A 19663-nucleotide genomic window follows, 5' to 3' on the forward strand; every position below is an offset into this window, starting at 1 on the left:
GAGGACGGCGACGCGTTGACCGCCGCGATGCTGGCCTTCCTGAATGGACCGTCGGTTGATCCCCGATCCCCGCGAGGCGTCCTGGATCAGACCAAAAGCCCCGGCGGGACATTGCCGACCCGGCGGCTACAGGTGCAATTGTTCCTGAGTTGTCGATTGGGAAAGAAAATCATGAATGGCGCCGATCTGCTGTGCGACGTGCTCCTGGCCAATGACGTCACGGTCTGCTTCGCCAATCCTGGCACATCCGAAATGCATTTCGTTGCCGCACTGGACCGCAAACCTCAGATGCGCTGCGTGCTCGGCCTGTTCGAGGGCGTGGTGACCGGCGCCGCCGACGGCTATGCGCGCATGACCGACCGCCCGGCAGCAACGTTGCTGCATACCGGACCGGGTCTCGCCAACGGTTTGGCCAACATGCACAACGCAAGGCGTGCGCGCAGCCCGATGATCAACATTGTCGGCGACCATGCTTCCTACCATCTGCCGCTCGATGCCCCGCTGACCAGCGACATTGAAGGCCTGGCGTCGCCGATGTCGAACTGGGTTGGCCGCGTCAAGGGGCCGGCCGATATTGTGCCGGCCGCAGAGGCGGCTTTCCGCGCCTCACTCACGCCGCCTGGCGTCACGACCTTGATCCTGCCTGCGGATGCCGCCTGGGGCGAAGTTGCTGCGATTTCGCCTGGCAAGGTGAAGCTGGAGCCGCCGCCCGCCGTCGACATGGCTGTTGTGCGCACGATCGCCGAAGCAATCCGCGCCGCGCCGGGCCGTGTCGGCATGGTGGTGCGTGGGCAGGCGGCGCGCGCCGATGGACTTGAAATCGCAGGGAGAATGTCATCGGGAAGCGATGTCAGGCTGTTCAGTGAGGTTCTGATCGCCCGCATGCAGCGCGGCCGCGGGCGGTTCGCCCCGACCCGCATTCCCTATCCGGTCGATGCGGCGACGGCCATGCTCCGGGATATCGACTTGCTGGTGCTGGTCGGCGCCAAGGAGCCGGTTGCCTTCTTCGCCTATCCCGGCAAGCCCGGGCGGCTGGTTCGGGACGATTGCAAGGTGCTTTCGCTGGCGGCGCATGGCCAGGATCTGAAAGCGGCGCTGGAGGCGCTGGCTGCCGAGGTCGGCATCAAGCCGACGCAGCAATTCGCCGCCGCAACCGCCTTTCCAGACGAACCGACGCTGAGCGGCAGACTGACGGACGATGCCATCGCGCTGTCGGTGGCGCGCAAACTTCCGGCCAATGCCATCGTCTGCGACGAAGCGGTCACCTCGGCGAGACGGTTCTTCGCGCTATCCGCCTTTGCGGCGCCGCACGACTACATGATGGGTACGGGCGGATCGATCGGCGGCGGCATTCCGATGGCGACAGGAGCAGCGATCGCCTGCCCGGACCGCAAGGTGATCAATCTCGAGGCCGACGGCAGCGGCATGTACACGGTGCAGGGACTGTGGACCCAGGCCAGGGAAAAGCTTGACGTCGTGACCATCATCTTTTCCAACCGGACCTACGCCATCCTGCATGGCGAAATGAAGAATGTCGGGGTCAATGAGATCGGCGAGAACGCTAGGCGCATGCTCGATCTCGACCATCCGGCGCTGGACTGGGTTGCGCTGGCCAAAGGCATGGGCGTCGAGGCGGCCCGCGCCGACACGTGCGAGCGGTTCGACGCGCTGCTCGACAGTGCCCTGTCGCGTCCGGGACCGTTTCTCATCGAAGCGGTGATCTGAGGCGGAGAGACTTACCAACGGGTCTTTTCGCCGGGTGCAGCCGGTTCGATTGCCAGCGCATGGACGCCGGCTTGCAGCTCCGCTGCGAGCAATTCGTTGACGGCGCGGTGGCGGTCGATGCGGCTCATGCCGGCAAAGACGGATGAGACGATGCGGACGCGAAAATGCGTCTCGCCGGTGCCGTCATAGGCACCGTGATCGTCGGAGCCGTGGTGGTGATGACCGGCATGAAGGTGGCTTTCATTGACGATCGCCAGCCGCTCCGGCGAAAACGCCTTGTTCAGCTTGTCTTCCATCGTCGCCTGTATGGACATCGCCATCTCCCTTCACCATATCTGCAAGGCGTGATCGGGAAATCGGGATCGATCCCGCCGGGCCGCCTCAAAAATCGCCATTCGCCCTGCTTTATGCCGCGATTCAGCGGTTAGGGCGATGATCGCGAAAATGTCAATTCTTGTTTCGCACGTGCGAACAGCCCATAAATGGGTGAGATGAAACCGTACCCCAAATATTTCGAGAAAATTCGGGTCCGTCCCGACAAGGATGCGGAGCTGAAGTCGCACTCGCCGATCTGCCAGTGGGACGGCTGCAAGGAGGCCGGTACCCACCGGGCGCCGGTCGGACGCATGAAGGAAGGCGAGTATTTTCAGTTCTGCTTCGATCATGTGCGCGAATACAACAAGGGTTTCAACTACTTCTCCGGCGTGCCGGACACCGAGATAGCCCGCTTCCAGAAGGAAGCGATGACCGGCCACCGGCCGACATGGAAGATGGGCGTCGCCGGCGCCTCGACGCGCTCCTCGCCCGATTTCGCCCAGCAGCGTTCCGGTCGCGCCGGCTATTACAACCGCATGCGCGATCCCTTCGATCTGTTCAAAGGGCCGAAGGACCCGCGCGAGGCGCGCGAACGCAAGGCCAAGCCGCTTGAGGCCAAGGCGCTGGAAACGCTTGGCCTTGATACGAAGGCGACTGGCAAGGACATCAAGGCGCGCTATAAGGAACTTGTGAAGCGCCACCATCCGGATGCGAATGGCGGCGATAGAGGTTCGGAAGACCGGTTCCGCGATGTGCTGCAGGCCTATCGCGTGCTCAAGCAGGCGGGTTTGTGCTGAGCAACCTAACGGTTCGTGTCGTTTTCCAACTTTCATAAGGGTGGAAAAGGCTCTAAGACCGCCCCCGGACAAAATCGATTGCCGGCGAAATCAGGCATTTCGCCCGTGGAGACTTGGATAGAGATGAACAAGGTCGATCGCGACATCGCCAATTTGCCCGACACGACGGTGTCGGTGAAAGACAAATTCGGCTTCGAGTCCAAGATGGTGGTGCCGGCCTATTCGGTGACCTCGGAACATGTGCCGGACATCGATCCGGATTATCTGTTCGACAAGGCGACGACGCTGGCGATCCTTGCCGGCTTTGCCTACAACCGCCGCGTCATGGTGTCTGGCTATCACGGCACCGGCAAATCGACCCATATCGAACAGGTCGCCGCCCGCCTTAACTGGCCCTGCGTGCGCGTCAACCTCGACAGCCATGTCAGCCGTATCGACCTCGTCGGCAAGGACGCCATCGTCGTCAAGGATGGCCTGCAGATCACCGAATTCCGCGACGGCATCCTGCCCTGGGCCTACCAGCACAATGTCGCGCTCTGCTTCGACGAGTACGATGCAGGCCGTCCGGACGTGATGTTCGTCATCCAGCGCGTGCTGGAATCGTCGGGCCGCCTGACGCTGCTCGACCAGAGCCGGGTCATCCGCCCGCATCCGGCGTTCCGGCTGTTTTCGACCGCCAACACGGTCGGCCTCGGCGACACCACCGGCCTCTATCACGGCACGCAGCAGATCAACCAGGCGCAGATGGATCGCTGGTCGATCGTCACCACGCTGAACTACCTGCCGCACGACAATGAGGTGAACATCGTGCTGGCCAAGGCCAAGCACTATCGCGACGGCAAGGGCAAGGACATCGTCAACAAGATGGTGCGCGTCGCCGACATGACGCGCTCGGCCTTCATCAATGGCGATCTGTCGACCGTGATGAGCCCGCGTACCGTCATCACCTGGGCCGAAAATGCCGAGATCTTCGGCAATATCGGCATGGCGTTCCGGCTGACCTTCCTCAACAAGTGCGACGAGCTGGAGCGTTCGGTGGTGGCCGAGTTCTACCAGCGCGCCTTCGGCGAGGATTTGCCCGAGAGCGCCGCCAACGTGGTGCTGGGGTAAGCTGAGCCTCGATGGCGGGTCCGGGCGACAACACGCGCAACAAGTCGAAGACGGGGTCTGAAGCCGACAGCTTCAAGCGTGCCGTCACCGTCTGCATGCGCGCCATCGCCGGCGACAAGGAGCTCGAAGTCGGTTTCGCCAAGGACCGCCCGGCGCTCGCCGGCAGCCGCGCCCGACTGCCCGAACTGCCGAAGAAAGCGTCCAAGACAGACATCGCGATTACTCGTGGCCTGGGCGATTCCATGGCGCTGAAGCGCGCCTGCCACGATCAGCGCATCCACACCAAACTGGCGCCGGAAGGCAAGCTGGCGCGCTCGATCTATGACGCCGTGGAACAGGCCCGCGTCGAGGCGATCGGCAGCCGCGCCATGCAAGGCGTCGCCGACAATATCGGCTCGATGCTGGAGGACAAATACGCCAAGGCCAACCTTGTCGACGTCAAGGACAAGGCCGACGCGCCGATCGAGGAGGCGCTGGCGCTGATGGTGCGCGAAAAGCTGACCGGACGGCCGATCCCGAAGAGCGGCGAACGGCTGGTCGACCTCTGGCGGCCCTGGGTCGAGGAAAAAGCCAAGGCCGATCTCGACGGACTGTCGGCCAAGCTTGGCGACCAGCAGGCCTTCGCCCGCGTCGTGCGTGAGATGCTTGCGTCCATGGAGATGGCCGAGGAACTCGGCGACGACCAGGAAACCGAAGACTCCGAGGACAATGACGACAACCAGCCGCAAGGCGAGGAGCAGAGCGAGGAGGGCGGTGAAGACGATTCCGGCTCCGAGCAGTCGCAGTCCGAGGATGCCGAGGCCTCGGCTGATGACGAACAGTCGTCCGAGACGGAGGCGTCCGACGCCACTGCCGACGATCTTTCCGACGATGACGATGCGGACGCCGAGACGCCGGGCGAAGCCCGCCGCAACGACAACCCCTTCGCCAATCTGCCGAAAGAGATCGACTACAAGGTTTTCACCACCGCCTTCGATGAAACGGTCGGTGCGGAAGAGCTGTGCGAGGAGGAAGAACTCGACCGGCTGCGCGCCTTCCTCGACAAGCAGTTGGCCAATCTCTCCGGCGTCGTCGGCCGGCTCGCCAACCGGCTGCAGCGCCGCCTGATGGCGCAGCAGAACCGTTCCTGGGATTTTGACCTCGAAGAGGGTTATCTCGATCCGGCACGCCTGGTTCGTGTCGTCATCGATCCGATGCAGCCCTTGTCGTTCAAGCAGGAGCGCGACACCAAATTCCGCGACACGGTGGTGACGCTGGTGCTCGACAATTCGGGCTCGATGCGCGGTCGGCCGATCACGGTTGCCGCCACCTGTGCCGACATTCTGGCGCGCACGCTGGAGCGCTGCGGCGTCTCGGTCGAGATCCTCGGCTTCACCACGCGGGCGTGGAAGGGCGGACAGGCTCGCGAGAAGTGGCTGAAGGACGGCAAGCCGCCGAACCCCGGCCGGCTCAACGATCTGCGCCACATCATCTACAAATCCGCCGATCATCCGTGGCGTCGCGCCCGGCGCAATCTCGGCCTGATGATGCGCGAGGGCCTGCTCAAGGAAAACATCGACGGCGAGGCGTTGTTATGGGCGCACAACCGGCTGATCGCCCGGCCCGAACAACGCAAGATCCTGATGATGATCTCGGACGGCGCGCCGGTTGACGATTCGACGCTGTCGGTCAATCCTGGCAACTATCTCGAGCGGCACCTGCGCGCCGTCATCGAGCTGATCGAGACGCGCTCGCCGGTCGAGCTTCTGGCCATCGGCATCGGCCACGACGTCACCCGCTATTACAGGCGCGCCGTCACCATCGTCGATGCCGAGGAACTGGCCGGCGCCATGACCGAGCAGCTGGCCTCGCTGTTCGCCGAGGAAAACGTGCGCGATACACGCCGCGGCGGCTACCGGCGCGCCGGATGATTTTTTTGCGCGGCGGGTTTCGGCAGATGCTCTTCGCGGTCACTGCCTTGTCCGGCATGGCGTTTGCGCCGGCCATCGCCGCCGGCCCAAGCGCGGTCGAGCCGGTCGAAGTCTCGGCGCGGCCGATCACCACCTTCCATATCGGCAGCGCCGACAAGCAGTTTGGGCCGCTGGAATTCGTCGGCGGTCTTGAGATGGACTCGACGACGCGCGATTTCGGCGCGCTGTCGGCATTTCGGTTCCTCAAACCCGGCAGCGATTTCATCGGCGTCGCCGATACGGGCTTCTGGTTCTTCGGCTCTATCACCCATGATGCCGACAAGCGGCCGTCCGGCATCCAGAATTTCCGCATGCAGCAGATGGTCGATGAGAAGGGCCGGCCGATCGACAGGAAATGGGAAGTCGATGCCGAGGGCCTTGCAGTCAAGGACGGCATCGCCACCGTCGGCTTCGAGCGCGATCACCGCGTCGCCCAGTTCAAGATCGTCCCCAGCAACATGACGGCGCCGTTCAAGCAACTGAACTTTCTGGTTCCAGCCCGCGAACTGCGACAGAACCGCGGTTTCGAGACCGTCACCCACGCCAATCCCAACGGCCAGCACGAGGGCGGCCTCGTCGTGGTCTCGGAAAAGAGCTTGGACAAGGCTGGCAACATCTATGCCGCCATCATCGAAGGGCCGCACAAGGGCGTCTTCACGGTCAAGCGCAACGGCGATTTCGACATCACCGACGGCGCTTTCCTGCCGGATGGCGATCTCTTGCTGCTGGAGCGCAGTTTCTCGATGGCCGGCGGTGTCAGGATGCGGCTGCGACGCATCTATGGCGAAAGCGTCGAGAAGGGCGCGGTTGCCGACGGGCCGGTGCTGATGGAAGCCGATATGGGATACCAGATCGACAATATGGAAGGGCTCGACGTCTGGACCCGCGATGACGGAGCGCTGATGGTGTCGCTGATCTCGGACGACAACCATTCGATCCTGCAGCGCAACCTCTATCTGGAATTCATCCTGCACCAGGATTGAGAGCCCTAAGGTTTGGTGGCGATCCAGATGACGTGGCGCGCGCCGCGCTTGCCATTGGCGCGCGTCTTCACCTCGTCCACGACAAAGCCCGCCTGATTGAGCCTACGTGTGAAGCCGGCATCGGGGCCTTGCGACCAAACAGCCAGCACGCCCCCGGGCCTGAGCGCTGCACGCGCCGCGCCGAGGCCGGCAGCGCCATAGAGGGCGTCGTTGCCCTTGTAGACGATGCCTTCGGGGCCATTGTCGACATCGAGCAGGATGGCGTCCCAGGCTGCCTTGTCGGATCTTATGATGTGCCCGGCGTCGGCTTCGCGAACCGTCACACGGGGATCGTCGAGACAGCCGGCGAAGACCGCCTCCATGGGGCCGCGCGCCCAGGCGATGACGGCGGGGACAAGCTCGGCAACGGTGATGCCTGCGTCGGCGCCCATTTGGGCAAGCGCAGCGCGCAGCGTAAAACCCATGCCGAGGCCGCCGATCAGGATTTTCGGTTGGGCGCGGCCGCCGATCTTTTCACAGGAGAGCTTGGCCAGCGCTTCCTCGGAGCCGCTGAGGCGGCTGTTCATCAGCTCATTGGTGCCGAGCATGATCGAGAATTCGCTGCCGCGCTGCTTGAGGCGCAGTTCCTGTCCGCCGTCAGGCGTTTTGGCCGAGCCGAGCTGGACCCAGGGAATCACGGCCTAGACAGCCACGGCCGGCTGGCTCCAGTGGGCGGCGAGCAGCCGGTAGGGGATCAGGGCCACAACAGCGATGATCAGCTTCACCGAGAGGTCGCCCAGCGCCCAGGAGACCCAGCGCATGGACTCGACCGGCAGCACGCCCATCAGCGGCGCCGTCTCCAGCGCAAAGCTGTCGTTCGGGCCGGCAAAAGCGAAGGCGGCCGAAAAGGCGATGCTGAAGAACACCAGGGTGTCGAACACCGAGCCGACCAGCGTGCCGACGATCGGCGCGCGCCACCAGCTCTGCCGGCGCAACCGGTTGAACACGGTGACGTCGAGCAATTGCGCGCAAAGGAAGGCCGCGCCGGAAGCTGCGGCGATGCGCACCAGCCGGTCGGCTGATGTCTCGAACTCGATCAGGCCGTGGCGAAACAGGAAGGGCGGGACGAGGATCGAGCAGACCACAGCGGTCATGAAGCCGACAAGGACGATGCGGCGCGCCACGGTCGGCCCGTAGCGGCGGTTGGCAAGGTCGGTGACCAGGAAGGAGAAGGGATAGGTGAAGGCACCCCAGGTCAGGATGTCGGCCAGCGACAGACCGCCGGCCTGGCCCTGCATCGGGAACTGCACGAGGATGTTCGATGCCACGACGACAAGCGCCATGGCGGCCACAAAGGGCAGATATCGCGAGAAGGAAGTCATTTTTTTATCCTGGGTAATGGAACCAGCCAGGCGCTAGCCGAAATCCGGATCGCGCTGCCTTGCAAATTTTTAGCATCGGATTGCTCCGATGCTGCTGCCTTAGAAGTTTTGAGCATCGGATTGCTCCGATGCTCAGGGCGGTCGTCCCCCGCCTTGATATTGTTAAGCGGCGGGCTGGTCGGCCAGCTTCTTGGCAATCTGCTTCTTCAACAGGCGCGCGCGCTGCGACAATTCCTTGGCGTCGGCCTTGGCCAGGAAGGCGTCGAGGCCGCCGCGATGCTCGACCGAACGCAGCGCGTTGGCCGAAATGCGCAGGCGCACATTCTGGTTCAGCGCTTCCGAAATCAGCGTCACATTGACGAGGTTCGGCAGGAAGCGGCGCTTGGTCTTGTTGTTGGCGTGGCTCACATTGTTGCCGGTCTGGACTGCCTTGGCAGTGAGTTCGCAGGTGCGGGACATGGTTCTAACCTTCAGTTCTGTCTAAGCCTGCCAAACCTTGTTCGCCCGCGCCGGGTGGCGCGCGGTTTCAGTCAGGCGGCCTTATGGAAAAGTTGGCGTTCCTTAGTTGCATTTCGCCAATGCGTCAAGCTCCGGCTTGCCCACGACTGTGACGGGCGTTTCACATAAAGGCCGGAATTCAGCCTATAAGCGGTCGGACAGGGACATTTCAAGCCGGAGTCGCCCGCCCTCCGGTTAAAAAATCAAGGACCGAGCCCGCCATGCTTCGCCCGTTACATGCCGTTGTCGCCATATTTGTCGCCGCCTTGCCGACATCAACCCTTGCCGCCGCGCCCGCAGCCACCGCACAGTCCTTCAAGGGCGAATACACGGTGTCGTTCCTCGGGCTTTCCGTGGCCAAGGCGACATTTTCCAGCCACTACGAAGGCGGTAGCTATTCCATAGAGGGCACCGTCTCCAGTGCGGGTCTCGCCACCTTGTTCGACGACACGAGCGGCACGATCTCGTCAAAGGGCAAGATCCTGGGCAAGCAGATGCAGCCGCAGGTATTTCGCGCCGATTATAAGTCCGGCAAGAAGGCTTCCATGGTCGATATCCGCTTTGCCAATGGCGCGGTGACCGCCACCCAGGTCATTCCCGAACCGAAAAAGCGCAATCCCAAAAACTGGATACCGCTGGGCAGCAACGATCTGGCATCGGTGCTCGATCCGATGGCGGCTACGGTTATCCATGCCGACAGCCTCGACCAGGTCTGCGGGCGCAAGGTGAAATTCTATGACGGCGAGATGCGCGCCGACCTGACGCTGACCTACGCCTCGAAAGGATCGATCTCGGTCAAGGGCTACAAGGGCGACACCGTTACCTGCAAGATGAGCTTCGAGCCGGTGGCAGGCTACCGCAAGGGCCGCAAGGCGCTGAATTACCTGAAGAAGAAGAGCCAGATGATGGTGACGTTTGCACCGCTCGGCCAAACCGGCATATATGCGCCGATCCACGCCACGGTCGGGACGCAGATCGGCACCTTGACTGTCAGCGCGGGGCGGTTCGAAGCTACTGAATAGACGCGCCCACCCGAATAGAAATGGGGCGAGTCGCCGGAGACGGGCATGGGGCGCGCAACACTGATCGGTTTCTCGGCGGTCGCCATGTGGGCGCTGCTGGCGTTGCTCACCGATGCGTCGGGCGCCGTGCCGCCATTCTTGCTCTCGGCCATCACCTTCACCATCGGCACCGCGGTCGGGCTGGTTGCCCGGCTGTTCATGCCGGCAACCGATAAAAGCCTGAAGATCCCACGCCAGGTCTGGGTGATCGGCATTGCCGGACTGTTCGGATACCATTTCTTCTATTTCACCGCGCTGCGCAACGCGCCGGCGGTGGAGGCAAGCCTGATCGCCTATCTGTGGCCGCTGCTGATCGTGCTGGGATCAGCGCTGATGCCGGGCGAGAAGCTGGCCTGGAACCATGTCGTCGGCGCGCTGCTCGGGCTCGCCGGGACCGTGCTGATCGTCACCAAGGGTGGCGGCCTCGCCTTCGATGCTCGCTACACCTTCGGCTATGCGATGGCGGCCGTCTGTGCGCTACTGTGGTCGTCCTATTCGCTGCTGTCGCGGCGCTTTCCGGCGGTGCCGACCTCGATCGTCACCTGGTTCTGCGCCGCCACGGCAGCCCTGTCTCTCGTCTGCCATCTTCTGCTGGAAAAGACGGTGCTGCCCGATGGTCCCGGCCAGTGGCTGGCGGTGCTTGGTTTGGGGTTGATGCCGGTGGGCGCGGCCTTCTACGCCTGGGATATCGGCGTAAAGCGCGGCAACATCCAGGTGCTCGGCGCGGCAAGCTATGCGGCGCCACTGCTGTCGACATTGGTGCTGATCGCGGCGGGCGTTGCCGAGCCGTCGCTGCGTATCCTGGCGGCCTGCGTGCTGATCACCGGCGGCGCGGCGCTGGCGGCGAAATCGTTGTTCCTGCGCAAGGCGGCAATGGGTGGGGCAAGCGCATGACCATGCCGTTTGCCGGCGGCATCGACGCCAACGCCAATGCAACATTGATTTTTTCGCTGGTGGCGGCAGTGATCTACGCCTTCACCCTGGATATGCGGCCGACGCTGGCCCGCTCGGCGGCAAAGACGCTGGCCGTGGCCATGCTTGCGGCACTCGCCTTCATGCAAGGTGGGCCGCTGTTGCTCGTCGTCGCACTGCTGCTCAGCGGCGTCGGCGATGCCTTCCTGTCGCGTGACGGCGAAAAGGCCTTCCTCGGCGGGCTGGCCAGCTTCCTTGCGGCGCATGTCCTCTATGTGCCGCTCTTCCTGCGCGGCGGCGGCGGGCTGGATGTGCTCAGCACCGAGACATGGCGCGGCGCCATCGCGCTTGCCATGGCGGCCTTCGCAGTCGTCATGCTGGCGGCGCTCTGGCGCCGTGTCGGTCCCGGCCTGCGGGTGCCGATCGCCGTCTATATCGCGGCCATTCTGGCGATGGGCATCTCGGCGTTGACGCTCGACAATCCGTGGGTCATCGGCGGCGCTGTTATGTTCATGGCATCGGACGGGCTGCTTGCCACGGAGAAATTCCTGGTTCCGGCAATAGCACCCTATCGCGCCGGCATCCGTTATGCGGTCTGGGTGCTCTACTATGCCGCCCAGCTCTGCATAACTCTTGGTTTTCTTCTGGCCTAAGGCTGCCAGCCCGGCTCGGCCATTTCAAACGCGGCGAAGTCGAAGCCCGGCGCCACGGTGCAGCCGACCAACGTCCATTCGCCGAGGCTGCGCGCCGATTGCCACCAGCCGGCCGGCACGACGATCTGCGGCCGCTCGCCCGCCGCAAGCTCAATGCCGAGCACCTGCTCGATCACCTGGTTAAGCATTGGACTACCTTCCTCGCACATCGACAGCGCCAGCGGCGCTCCGGCATGGAAGTGCCAGACCTCGGCCGCGTCCTTGACCCGGTGCCAGGCCGAAATCTGGTCCTGTTCAAGGAGGAAATAGATCGCCGTCGAATGGCCGCGCCCGGCGCCGTCGCGAAAGGTCTCGGCATACCAGCCGCCTTCCGGATGTGGCTTGAGGCCGAGCGTGGCGATGATTTCAGCGGCGCTGGTCATGGCTGATCCCGGAATGATGCTCAGAAATTGTCCTTGCGCTTGCGGATTTCCGCGAACACTTCGGCGTCGGAGGCCGCCTCCATACCGAGATGCTTGCGGATCGCCGGGTCGTGCCAGCGCAGGAACGGATTGGTCGACAATTCCTCGCCGATCGTGGTCGGCAGCGTCGCCTTGTTGTCGGCGCGCAGGGTCTCGATCTTGGCGGCGCGTTCTTTCAGCGCCGAATTGGTCGGGTCGACGGTCAACGCAAAGCGGGCGTTCGAAAGCGTATACTCATGGCCGCAATAGATGACCGTGTCGGCCGGGAGTGCGGCGAGCTTCTTCAGCGACTCATACATCACCGGCGGCTTGCATTCGAACAGCCGGCCGCAGCCGAGCGCGAACAAAGTGTCGGCGGTGAACGCCACTTTCGAGGCCGGAAAATGATAGGAGACATGGCCCGCAGTGTGGCCGGGCGTGGCGATGACATCGATCCGCTCACCGCCGAGATGGACGACCGAGCCTTGCCCGACGGTCTCGTCGATGCCGGGGATCTTTTCCTTTTCCGCCTCCGGTCCGACGATGCGCAGCTTGAAGCGCTCCTTCAGCGCCAGATTGGCCTCGACATGGTCGACATGGTGGTGGGTGGTCAGGATCATTGTCGGCTTCCAGCCGGTACGCTCGATAGCGGCAATGATCGGCGCTTCTTCGGGTGCGTCGATAATGGCGGTCTCGCCGCTTTTCGGGTCATGCACCAGCACGCCGAAATTGTCGCTGCGGCACATGAACTGTTCGATTTCGACGGGCATTGGCATCTCTCCATCTGTTGGCGCAGACATAGGGCGCTTGGCCGCTGATGTCATCTAGCTTTGCAGAACGTGCCGGCTTTGTTGAACTTGGGCGGCATCGCAGCTACCGTCCCGCGCATGCATTCCGATATCGTCGATCTCCGCTCCTTCTATTCGACCACGCTCGGCCGCCTGGCTGAACGCTCGATCACCATGGCGCTGTCCTCAATATGGGCAACAGTGCCCAATGAGCGGCTGGTCGGGCTCGGCTATACCTTGCCGTGGCTGGAGCGGTTCGGCACCGATGCCGAGCGGGTGTTTGCCTTCATGCCTGCTACGCAAGGCGCCGTCGTCTGGCCGGCGAACGGGCCGACGGCTACGGCGCTGGTCTTCGACGAGGAATTGCCGCTGGTCGATTCCTGCATCGACCGCATGCTGCTCGTGCATTCGCTCGAACATGTCGAAAACCCGCGCGAGACGCTGAACGAGATCTGGCGGGTGCTGTCGCCGGCAGGGCGCGTCGTCATCGTCGTGCCCAACCGGCGCGGTGTCTGGGCGCGGTTCGAGCACACGCCGTTCGGCAATGGCCGGCCGTTCTCGCGCGGCCAGCTGACAGAATTGCTGCGCGAGGCGAATTTCACACCGGCTTCCTGGTCCGACGCGCTGTTCTTCCCGCCATCGCCGCGGCGCTTCATGATGCGGTTCCACAATGTGCTGGAGCGCGCCGGCCGGCGGTTCTGGCCGATCTTTTCCGGCGTCATCGTGGTCGAGGCGCAGAAGCGGCTCTATCAGGGCGTGCCGGTCGCGCAGCGCGCCTCGCGCCGTGTCTTCGTGCCGGTACTGTCACCGCACGGTGCGACGCGGCTTGGCCGCCGGGCGGAAGGGGTGACATCGACGACGCGTCAGGTGACACCTTCGTGATCATCATGAAAACTGGTGTTGCGTGGGTTTTTCCCACCTATCTGTCGCAGATGCATTCGCGGTCCGTTTGAGCGGCGGATGCCTTCAAGTCTCTCCATCTGGTTCAGCAACGCTTCTGAACGCAAGGACCTCGTGCATGGCTGATCAACCGGACAAGTCCGCCACCGCTCAGCCGGCAACCGTCGAAGCCAGCAGCCTGCGCGATCAGGTGGCGACGATCAAACGGGCGCTGGTAGGCTCACCGGTGCGCAAGTGGCTGGTCTGGACGTCGGTCGGCATTATGGCGGTCATCGTCGCCACGTCGATCGGCCAGGTTCTGCTCAACCGCTGGAACCAGCCTTTCTACGATGCGCTGGCGCGTCGCGACATGGCGGCCTTCCTGCATCAGCTGATGATCTTTGCCGTGATTGCCGGCACGCTGCTCCTGCTCAACATCGCTCAGACCTGGCTCAACCAGATGATCCGGCTGAAGCTGCGCGAGGCGCTGACGCTCGACCTGATCGACCAATGGATGCGGCCGGCGCGGGCCTTCCGGCTCGCCAATGCCGGCGCCATCGGCGTCAATCCCGACCAGCGCATGCAGCAGGATGCCGCGCATCTGTCCGATCTGTCGACGGACCTCGGCGTCGGCCTGCTGCAATCCTTCATCCTGCTGGTGTCGTTCGTCGGCGTGCTTTGGCAACTCTCGTCGGGCTTCGTCTTCCACATCAACGGCTGGTCGCTGGCGATACCGGGCTACATGGTCTGGGCCGCGTTCCTCTATGCCGGCATCGCCTCCTGGCTGAGCTGGCTGGTCGGGCGGCCGCTGATCCGCCTCAACAGCGACCGCTACACCCGCGAGGCCGAACTGCGCTCCTCGATGGTGCGCGTCAACGAGAATGTCGACGCCATCGCGCTCTATCACGGCGAAGCCGATGCCAAGAGACGGCTCGAAATCGACCTTGGCACGGTGCTGGGCGCGATGCGAAACATCTACAAAGCGCAGATCAACCTTTCCTGGGTGACCGATACCTATGGCTGGATCACCGTGGTGGCGCCGATCCTTGTGGCATCGCCGGTCTATTTTTCAGGCGATATCAGCTTTGGCGGGTTGATGATGGCGGTCGGCGCCTTCAACCAGGTGCACTCGTCGCTGCGCTGGTTCATCAACAATATCGGCGGCATCGCCGACTGGCGCGCCACGCTGATGCGCGTTGCCGACTTCCGCATTGCGCTCGATGAAACCGATGTGCTGCACGACAAGGAAAAGCGCATCGAATTCGGCGATAACGCCAATGGCAGCCTGACCTTCGAGAAGCTCCAAGTGGCCTCGCCGGAGGGCTGCACCAAACTTTCAGACAGCCATGTCGAGATCCATCCCGGTGAGCGCGTCATGATCACCGGCGACCCAGGCGCCGGCAAGACATTGTTCTTCCGCGCCATTGCCGGCCTTTGGCCCTGGGGCAGCGGGCGGATCGGCTTGCCGGCCGGAGAAACGCCGATTTTCGTGCCGCGTGTTCCGTATTTTCCTGCCGGCACGTTACGAGAAGTGCTGCATCCGAATGGCTCGGCGCCGGCTGGCGATGCTGATTTTGGGGCGGTGCTGGCCGAGGTCGGCCTCGAGCGGCTGTCATCCTCGCTCGACCGTTCCGCACGCTGGGAGCGTGAACTCAACGATGACGAACAGCGGTCGCTGGCCTTCGCCAGGCTGGCCTTGCGGCAGCCGAAATGGGTGATCATCGACGAAGCGATGGACGCGTTCGATGGTCCTTCGCTGCGAAGGGTGCTGTCCATGCTGGAGAAACGCCTGCCGGAAACCGCGATCCTCAACATCGGGCGCGGACTGCACAATGGTCATTTCTTTCCACGCGCATTGAACATCGTGAAGGATACGGGTGCTGCGCCACTGAAACCCGCCCGAGTCAGGACCGGCGCCATCGACCCGCCGCCGAAAGCGGCCGTGCGGCGAAAGAAGTAGAAGGGGCTTTATTTCGCCGCGATCGCGGCGAAGATTCACGGGTCGAAACATCCGTGGTGCGGCCATGCTCGATGCGCTCAGCCTGCTTGCCTGCCTTGCCTGCACCACGCCCGTGGCTGCACCGGCCGTTGCCGTGGATGTCGAACTGGTGCTGGCCGTCGACATCTCACAGTCGATGGACGAGAGGGAGTTCGCGCTGCAGCGCGCTGGCTATGTCGAGGCGCTCAGGCATCCCGATTTCATCAAGGCCGTGCGCTCGGGAACCACCGGGCGCATCGCGCTTGCCTATTTCGAATGGGCGGGCGTCGTGCGCGAGGATGGCGTCATCGCCTGGCAGGTGATCGACAGCGCAGAGAGCGCCAGCGCCTTCGCCGACAGAATAGAAGCGCGGCCGTTCCGCAGCTTTCGCGGCACCTCGATTTCCGGTGCGCTTGCCTTCGGCGCCGGGCTGTTCGAGGGCACGGGGTTCGATGCGCCACGCAGCGTCATCGACATTTCCGGCGACGGTCCCAACAACACCGGGCCGCCCGTCGCCACGACACGCGATGCGGCGGTGGCCAAGGGCATCGTCATCAACGGCCTGCCGATCCTGATCAGCCCGTCGCCGACCTTCAGCCATCTCGACCAGTATTATGACGAGTGCGTCACCGGTGGGCCCGGCTCCTTCGTGTTGCCGATCTATGCGGCCTCGGAGTTCGCCACCGCCATACGCCGCAAGCTGATCCTGGAGGTGAGCGGCATCGCCGATGCGACCGTGGTCCCGATCGATGCCGCCGCACCCATGGACTGCCTACAGGGCGAACGCGACCGGCGGCTATATTCCGACCCATATCTGCCGGAACTCGACAAATGAGGTTTGAGGCAGTTCGGAGGGGAAAGCCGCTGCGCGGCTTGCCGGCAAACTTCAGGCCGGCCGTGCACCGTATTTGTCGCGAAATTCGGCATAGAGATCGCGGCGCCAGCGCCGGCCGCCGACATAGCCACGCAACAGCTGCGGCAGCGAATAGCCAAGCGCCTTCGACGACCGGTTGGCCATATAGCCGGAGAACGCCTGCGAAACCCTGCCCTTGAGCGCATCGGCGATGAGCTGCCGGGCGATCATGTAAGGCGGAATGTAGGGGTAGCGGTCGGCGATATAGGGGTGCTTGTCGATCAAGCTCGCATAGGCTTCGACATAGCCGTCCCGGCGACCGGAGATCGAATTCTCCGAGTTGTACTTTTTCCAGTCGATCACTTCGGACAGCTGCGCGCCGCTGCGACGGGCAAAGCGCAGCAACAATTCGCGATCCTGCATGCGCGTGACGTCACTGTCGTAGCCGCCGATGGCCAGCAGCGACTCGCGCCGGGCGGTGATTGCCGACCCGGCAATGAAGATGGTCTGCGCGACAAGGGCCCGCTCCAGCGAGTCGCGGCTCAGCAGCGCCTCGCGGTTGACGCAGTTGGTGCGGCGATTGCCCTTCAGCGACACGAAGGAACTGATCAGCACTTCGAGCGAGGGATTGTTGTCGAACTGCTCCAGCGTCCGCGCCAGGCGATCCGGCAAATAGACGTCGTCGGAATCGAGGAATGTCACCACCGGCGCCTGCGCCCGCTCGATGCCGGCATTGCGGGCGGCATTGGCGCCGCGCCATTTCGAGCCAACATAGATCAGCCGTGGATCGCGGATTTCGGCAAGTGCGGCTGCCGTACCGTCGGTCGAGCCGTCATCGACGACAATATGTTCGAACCGGGGAAAATTCTGCGCCAGGACGCTCTCCACGGCGCGCACCACCTTGCTGCGGCGATTGTGCGTCGGTGTGATCACCGAGATCAGCGGAGCGAGGTCGGTTGCCTTGGACATGTTGCTTCGATTGTGCCCCCAAATGCCTGGAGGCCGGAGGTTTTGATGGTCGCCGTCCAAGCCTTAAACCGGGATGGCATTCGATTCGACGCTACAAAAAACCAGCGGCAATGTCATCACAAACTGTTGAGCCAGGACGCCGGTAAGCCGGCCGATTACCCCAGACGTAATCGACCGATGGCCATCATGTCTGCAGATTGCGCCAACGAAGCCGGTCGTCGGGCTTCGATCTCACAGGGAGTTCAGCCATGGCCGCCTACGCCGTCGCCCATATGCGTCAAGTCACAATGGGCCCGCAGATTGTCGAGTATCTGCAGAGGATCGACGCCACATTGGAGCCGTTCGGCGGCCGCTTCCTTGTCCAGGGCGGCGACATGGACGTGGTCGAAAACGAATGGCCCGGGCACCTGACCGTCATCGAGTTTCCGGACAGGGCGCATGCGTGGGGCTGGTACGATTCATCAGCCTATCGCGAGATTCTGGCCTTGCGCACCGACAACTCCCACGCCGATGTGATCATCGCCGATGGCGTTCAGCACCCGCACAAGGCGACGGACGTGCTGGAATAGGGGCAAACTACCGCTTCAGCAAGAACACCGCTTGCTGGCCGAAGAAATTCCAGAACCACCATGGCATCGACAGGCCGATCTTCTGGCCGTTGCCGTCGAGCGCGGTGGCTTTCTCGACCGAGGCGCCGAGTTCCTCGACCAGATTGACGAAGTCGCGGATGGTGCAGAAATGGATGTTGGGCGTGTCGTACCAGGAATAGGGCAGGTCCGCGGTCACCGGCATCCGGCCATTGACGAACAGCGACAGCCGCACCCGCCAGTGGCCGAAATTGGGGAAGGAGACGATGGCGCGGTTGCCGATTCGCAGCAGTTCGTCGAGCACCAGCTTCGGGTTGCGGGTCGCCTGCAGCGTCTGTGACAGAACGACGAAGTCAAAACCCTTGTCCGGATAGAATTCGAGGTCGGTGTCGGCATCGCCCTGGATGACCGAGAGGCCGCGCGAAACGCATTCATTGACGCCGCGCTGTGACAGCTCCAGCCCGCGGCCGTCGACCTGCTTGGTCTCCTGCAGGAGTTCGAGCAGCAGGCCGTCGCCGGAGCCGACATCGAGCACCCGCGACTGCGGGGGTATCAGGTTGGCCACGACTTCGAGGTCGACGCGCTGGCTGCCATTGACGCTCATGAGGCGAGCCCCCTTGCGCGGGCCGCCGAGCCGATGAAGCCCTTGATGGCGGCAAACAGTTCGGGTTCGTCGAGCAGGAAGGCATCATGGCCGCGGTCGGTGTCGATCTCGACGAAGGAGACCGATGCGCCGGCGGCGTTGAGCGCATGCACGATCGAGCGGCTCTCCTCGGTCGGGAACAGCCAGTCCGAGGTGAAGGACACCAGGCAGAAGCGGGTCTTGGTGCCGGCAAACGCGTCGGCCAACCGGCCGCCATGATCGGCGGCGAGGTCGAAATAATCCATCGAACGGGTCATGTAGAGGTAGGAGTTGGCGTCGAAGCGGTCGACGAATGTCATGCCCTGGTGGCGCAGATAGCTTTCGATCTGGAAGTCGGCGTCGAAACCGAAGGTCAGCGCTTCGCGGTCCTGAAGATTGCGGCCGAATTTGCGGTGCAGGGCGGCTTCCGACAGATAGGTGATGTGGGCGGCCATGCGCGCCACGGCGAGCCCCTTTTCCGGGCGCTTGCCGTGCTCGAAATATTTGCCGCCATGCCAGTCCGGATCAGCCATGACAGCCTGGCGGCCGACCTCGTGGAAGGCGATGTTCTGCGAGGAATGGCGTGCGCCTGTGGCGATCGGCAGGGCCGAGAAGACGCGCTCGGAATAGCATGACGCCCATTCCAGCACCTGCATGCCGCCCATCGAGCCGCCGAGCACGCAAAACAGCTTTTCGATGCCGAAATGGTCGACCAGCATCAGTTGCGCCCGCACCATGTCGCGGATGGTGATGATTGGCAGGTCGAGGCCGTAGGGCTTGCCGGTGGCGGGATTGGTCGAGGCCGGACCGGTGGAGCCGAGGCAGCCGCCGATGAGGTTGGAGCAGATGACGAAGAAGCGGTTGGTGTCGATGATCTTGCCGGGACCGATCAGCACTTCCCACCAGCCGGGTTTGCCGGTCACCGGATTGGTGCTGGCGACATGCTGGTCGCCGGTCAGCGCGTGGCAGACCAGGATGGCGTTGGTGCGGGCATCGTTGAGGGCGCCATATGTCTGGTAGGCGATCTGGAACGGCGACAAAAGCGTGCCGGCGTCGAGCTTCAGCGGCTTGTCAGGGCCAAAACGCAACACAGGGCTCGACGGGTTGTCTGCCTCGTTGTTGGTTTTTGTAGCGCGGAGCGCGGCCATGTGACTCTCCTTGCCCGCCGTCAGGCAATAAAAAA

At 63.4% G+C, this 19663-nt stretch carries 21 protein-coding genes; 12 read left to right on the forward strand and 9 right to left on the reverse strand.

The annotated features are described in order from the left end of the window. Positions 1–171 precede the first annotated feature (171 nt). Positions 172–1725 (forward strand): acetolactate synthase large subunit, encoded by a 1554-nt coding sequence (locus NLY33_RS09025; protein ID WP_023701378.1) that lies wholly within the window; start codon positions 172–174, stop codon positions 1723–1725. Positions 1726–1736: 11 nt separating this feature from the next. On the opposite strand, the gene NLY33_RS09030 is transcribed toward NLY33_RS09025, so the two are convergent. Further along, entirely contained in the window at positions 1737–2039 is a 303-nt protein-coding gene (locus NLY33_RS09030) for a BolA family protein (protein ID WP_023670675.1), read from the reverse strand. A 168-nt stretch (positions 2040–2207) separates the two neighbouring features. On the opposite strand from NLY33_RS09030, the gene NLY33_RS09035 reads away from it, so the two are divergent. The 4 genes from NLY33_RS09035 to NLY33_RS09050 all read left to right on the forward strand — a co-directional run bounded on the left by NLY33_RS09035 (position 2208) and on the right by NLY33_RS09050 (position 6879). Then, positions 2208–2837, forward strand: a complete 630-nt coding sequence (locus NLY33_RS09035; RefSeq protein WP_032887126.1) for a J domain-containing protein — start codon at positions 2208–2210, stop codon at positions 2835–2837. A 123-nt stretch (positions 2838–2960) separates the two neighbouring features. Further along, positions 2961–3947 (forward strand): cobaltochelatase subunit CobS, encoded by a 987-nt coding sequence (gene cobS, locus NLY33_RS09040; RefSeq protein ID WP_023670677.1) that lies wholly within the window; start codon positions 2961–2963, stop codon positions 3945–3947. Between the two features lie 11 nt (positions 3948–3958). Then, entirely contained in the window at positions 3959–5857 is a 1899-nt protein-coding gene (gene cobT, locus NLY33_RS09045) for a cobaltochelatase subunit CobT (RefSeq protein ID WP_023706318.1), read from the forward strand. Beyond that, the gene (locus tag NLY33_RS09050; protein WP_023706319.1) at positions 5854–6879 is read left to right on the forward strand and encodes an esterase-like activity of phytase family protein; all 1026 of its coding nucleotides are present in this window, start codon (positions 5854–5856) and stop codon (positions 6877–6879) included. Before cobT ends, NLY33_RS09050 begins: the two co-directional genes overlap by 4 nt. Before the next feature lie 5 nt (positions 6880–6884). Here NLY33_RS09050 and NLY33_RS09055 read toward each other — a convergent pair whose 3' ends face one another. From NLY33_RS09055 to rpmB, 3 genes are all read right to left on the reverse strand, one after another. Next, complete coding sequence (locus tag NLY33_RS09055; protein ID WP_023706320.1) at positions 6885–7556, reverse strand: polyamine aminopropyltransferase; 672 nt, start codon at positions 7554–7556, stop codon at positions 6885–6887. A 3-nt stretch (positions 7557–7559) separates the two neighbouring features. Next, the gene (locus tag NLY33_RS09060) at positions 7560–8240 is read right to left on the reverse strand and encodes a queuosine precursor transporter (protein WP_023706321.1); all 681 of its coding nucleotides are present in this window, start codon (positions 8238–8240) and stop codon (positions 7560–7562) included. Positions 8241–8402: 162 nt separating this feature from the next. Beyond that, positions 8403–8699 carry a 50S ribosomal protein L28 gene (gene rpmB / locus NLY33_RS09065; RefSeq protein ID WP_023670682.1) on the reverse strand — a complete coding sequence of 99 codons (297 nt, stop codon included), beginning with the start codon at positions 8697–8699 and terminating at the stop codon, positions 8403–8405. A 260-nt stretch (positions 8700–8959) separates the two neighbouring features. Between rpmB and NLY33_RS09070 the strand changes: the two genes are divergently transcribed. Genes NLY33_RS09070 through NLY33_RS09080 form a run of 3 tightly spaced genes read left to right on the forward strand, consistent with a single transcriptional unit; the run spans position 8960 to position 11364 of the window. Then, positions 8960–9760, forward strand: a complete 801-nt coding sequence (locus NLY33_RS09070; RefSeq protein WP_023706322.1) for a DUF3108 domain-containing protein — start codon at positions 8960–8962, stop codon at positions 9758–9760. A 45-nt stretch (positions 9761–9805) separates the two neighbouring features. Continuing rightward, entirely contained in the window at positions 9806–10693 is an 888-nt protein-coding gene (yddG, locus tag NLY33_RS09075) for an aromatic amino acid exporter YddG (protein ID WP_023706323.1), read from the forward strand. After that, positions 10690–11364: a lysoplasmalogenase gene (locus NLY33_RS09080; RefSeq protein ID WP_023706324.1), complete on the forward strand. Its 675-nt coding sequence runs from the start codon at positions 10690–10692 to the stop codon at positions 11362–11364. The genes yddG and NLY33_RS09080 overlap by 4 nt, the downstream gene beginning before the upstream one ends. Here NLY33_RS09080 and NLY33_RS09085 read toward each other — a convergent pair. Further along, entirely contained in the window at positions 11361–11786 is a 426-nt protein-coding gene (locus tag NLY33_RS09085; protein ID WP_023706325.1) for a cupin domain-containing protein, read from the reverse strand. The genes NLY33_RS09080 and NLY33_RS09085 overlap by 4 nt on opposite strands. A 20-nt stretch (positions 11787–11806) precedes the next feature. Next, entirely contained in the window at positions 11807–12574 is a 768-nt protein-coding gene (gene gloB, locus NLY33_RS09090; RefSeq protein ID WP_023706326.1) for a hydroxyacylglutathione hydrolase, read from the reverse strand. 117 nt (positions 12575–12691) lie between these two features. On the opposite strand from gloB, the gene NLY33_RS09095 reads away from it, so the two are divergent. The 3 genes from NLY33_RS09095 (at position 12692) to NLY33_RS09105 (ending at position 16284) form a co-directional block, all read left to right on the forward strand. Beyond that, positions 12692–13474 carry a class I SAM-dependent methyltransferase gene (locus NLY33_RS09095; RefSeq protein WP_023670688.1) on the forward strand — a complete coding sequence of 261 codons (783 nt, stop codon included), beginning with the start codon at positions 12692–12694 and terminating at the stop codon, positions 13472–13474. Positions 13475–13610: 136 nt separating this feature from the next. Beyond that, positions 13611–15431, forward strand: coding sequence for an ABC transporter ATP-binding protein/permease (locus tag NLY33_RS09100; protein WP_023707527.1), 1821 nt, complete (start codon positions 13611–13613; stop codon positions 15429–15431). Positions 15432–15495: 64 nt separating this feature from the next. Further along, on the forward strand, positions 15496–16284 hold the full coding sequence (locus NLY33_RS09105; protein ID WP_023704333.1) for a DUF1194 domain-containing protein: 789 nt from the start codon (positions 15496–15498) through the stop codon (positions 16282–16284). 51 nt (positions 16285–16335) lie between these two features. Here NLY33_RS09105 and NLY33_RS09110 read toward each other — a convergent pair whose 3' ends face one another. After that, positions 16336–17271 carry a glycosyltransferase family 2 protein gene (locus NLY33_RS09110; protein WP_023673297.1) on the reverse strand — a complete coding sequence of 312 codons (936 nt, stop codon included), beginning with the start codon at positions 17269–17271 and terminating at the stop codon, positions 16336–16338. 248 nt (positions 17272–17519) lie between these two features. Between NLY33_RS09110 and NLY33_RS09115 the strand changes: the two genes are divergently transcribed. After that, positions 17520–17840 carry a DUF1330 domain-containing protein gene (locus NLY33_RS09115; RefSeq protein ID WP_023704332.1) on the forward strand — a complete coding sequence of 107 codons (321 nt, stop codon included), beginning with the start codon at positions 17520–17522 and terminating at the stop codon, positions 17838–17840. Between the two features lie 7 nt (positions 17841–17847). Here NLY33_RS09115 and metW read toward each other — a convergent pair whose 3' ends face one another. Both metW and metX read right to left on the reverse strand, forming a co-directional pair. Continuing rightward, a complete protein-coding gene (gene metW, locus NLY33_RS09120; protein WP_023704331.1) occupies positions 17848–18462 on the reverse strand; it encodes a methionine biosynthesis protein MetW in 615 nt (204 codons plus the stop codon). Continuing rightward, the gene (gene metX / locus NLY33_RS09125) at positions 18459–19628 is read right to left on the reverse strand and encodes a homoserine O-acetyltransferase MetX (RefSeq protein WP_023707528.1); all 1170 of its coding nucleotides are present in this window, start codon (positions 19626–19628) and stop codon (positions 18459–18461) included. The genes metW and metX overlap by 4 nt, the downstream gene beginning before the upstream one ends. Between the last annotated feature and the right edge of the window lie 35 nt (positions 19629–19663).

Origin of the sequence: Mesorhizobium sp. C432A, assembly GCF_030323145.1 — a bacterium.
Taxonomy (GTDB): domain Bacteria; phylum Pseudomonadota; class Alphaproteobacteria; order Rhizobiales; family Rhizobiaceae; genus Mesorhizobium.

Excerpts from the sequence above, each read along its gene's own strand:
- NLY33_RS09025 (WP_023701378.1), top strand. The coding sequence starts at position 172 with ATGAATGGCGCCGATCTGCTGTGCGACGTGCTCCTGGCCAATGACGTC.
- NLY33_RS09030 (WP_023670675.1), bottom strand. The coding sequence starts at position 2,039 with ATGTCCATACAGGCGACGATGGAAGACAAGCTGAACAAGGCGTTTTCG.
- NLY33_RS09035 (WP_032887126.1), top strand. The coding sequence starts at position 2,208 with ATGGGTGAGATGAAACCGTACCCCAAATATTTCGAGAAAATTCGGGTC.
- cobS (WP_023670677.1), top strand. The coding sequence starts at position 2,961 with ATGAACAAGGTCGATCGCGACATCGCCAATTTGCCCGACACGACGGTG.
- cobT (WP_023706318.1), top strand. The coding sequence starts at position 3,959 with ATGGCGGGTCCGGGCGACAACACGCGCAACAAGTCGAAGACGGGGTCT.
- NLY33_RS09050 (WP_023706319.1), top strand. The coding sequence starts at position 5,854 with ATGATTTTTTTGCGCGGCGGGTTTCGGCAGATGCTCTTCGCGGTCACT.
- NLY33_RS09060 (WP_023706321.1), bottom strand. The coding sequence starts at position 8,240 with ATGACTTCCTTCTCGCGATATCTGCCCTTTGTGGCCGCCATGGCGCTT.
- rpmB (WP_023670682.1), bottom strand. The coding sequence starts at position 8,699 with ATGTCCCGCACCTGCGAACTCACTGCCAAGGCAGTCCAGACCGGCAAC.
- NLY33_RS09070 (WP_023706322.1), top strand. The coding sequence starts at position 8,960 with ATGCTTCGCCCGTTACATGCCGTTGTCGCCATATTTGTCGCCGCCTTG.
- yddG (WP_023706323.1), top strand. The coding sequence starts at position 9,806 with ATGGGGCGCGCAACACTGATCGGTTTCTCGGCGGTCGCCATGTGGGCG.
- NLY33_RS09080 (WP_023706324.1), top strand. The coding sequence starts at position 10,690 with ATGACCATGCCGTTTGCCGGCGGCATCGACGCCAACGCCAATGCAACA.
- NLY33_RS09085 (WP_023706325.1), bottom strand. The coding sequence starts at position 11,786 with ATGACCAGCGCCGCTGAAATCATCGCCACGCTCGGCCTCAAGCCACAT.
- gloB (WP_023706326.1), bottom strand. The coding sequence starts at position 12,574 with ATGCCCGTCGAAATCGAACAGTTCATGTGCCGCAGCGACAATTTCGGC.
- NLY33_RS09095 (WP_023670688.1), top strand. The coding sequence starts at position 12,692 with ATGCATTCCGATATCGTCGATCTCCGCTCCTTCTATTCGACCACGCTC.
- NLY33_RS09100 (WP_023707527.1), top strand. The coding sequence starts at position 13,611 with ATGGCTGATCAACCGGACAAGTCCGCCACCGCTCAGCCGGCAACCGTC.
- NLY33_RS09105 (WP_023704333.1), top strand. The coding sequence starts at position 15,496 with ATGCTCGATGCGCTCAGCCTGCTTGCCTGCCTTGCCTGCACCACGCCC.
- NLY33_RS09110 (WP_023673297.1), bottom strand. The coding sequence starts at position 17,271 with ATGTCCAAGGCAACCGACCTCGCTCCGCTGATCTCGGTGATCACACCG.
- NLY33_RS09115 (WP_023704332.1), top strand. The coding sequence starts at position 17,520 with ATGGCCGCCTACGCCGTCGCCCATATGCGTCAAGTCACAATGGGCCCG.
- metW (WP_023704331.1), bottom strand. The coding sequence starts at position 18,462 with ATGAGCGTCAATGGCAGCCAGCGCGTCGACCTCGAAGTCGTGGCCAAC.
- metX (WP_023707528.1), bottom strand. The coding sequence starts at position 19,628 with ATGGCCGCGCTCCGCGCTACAAAAACCAACAACGAGGCAGACAACCCG.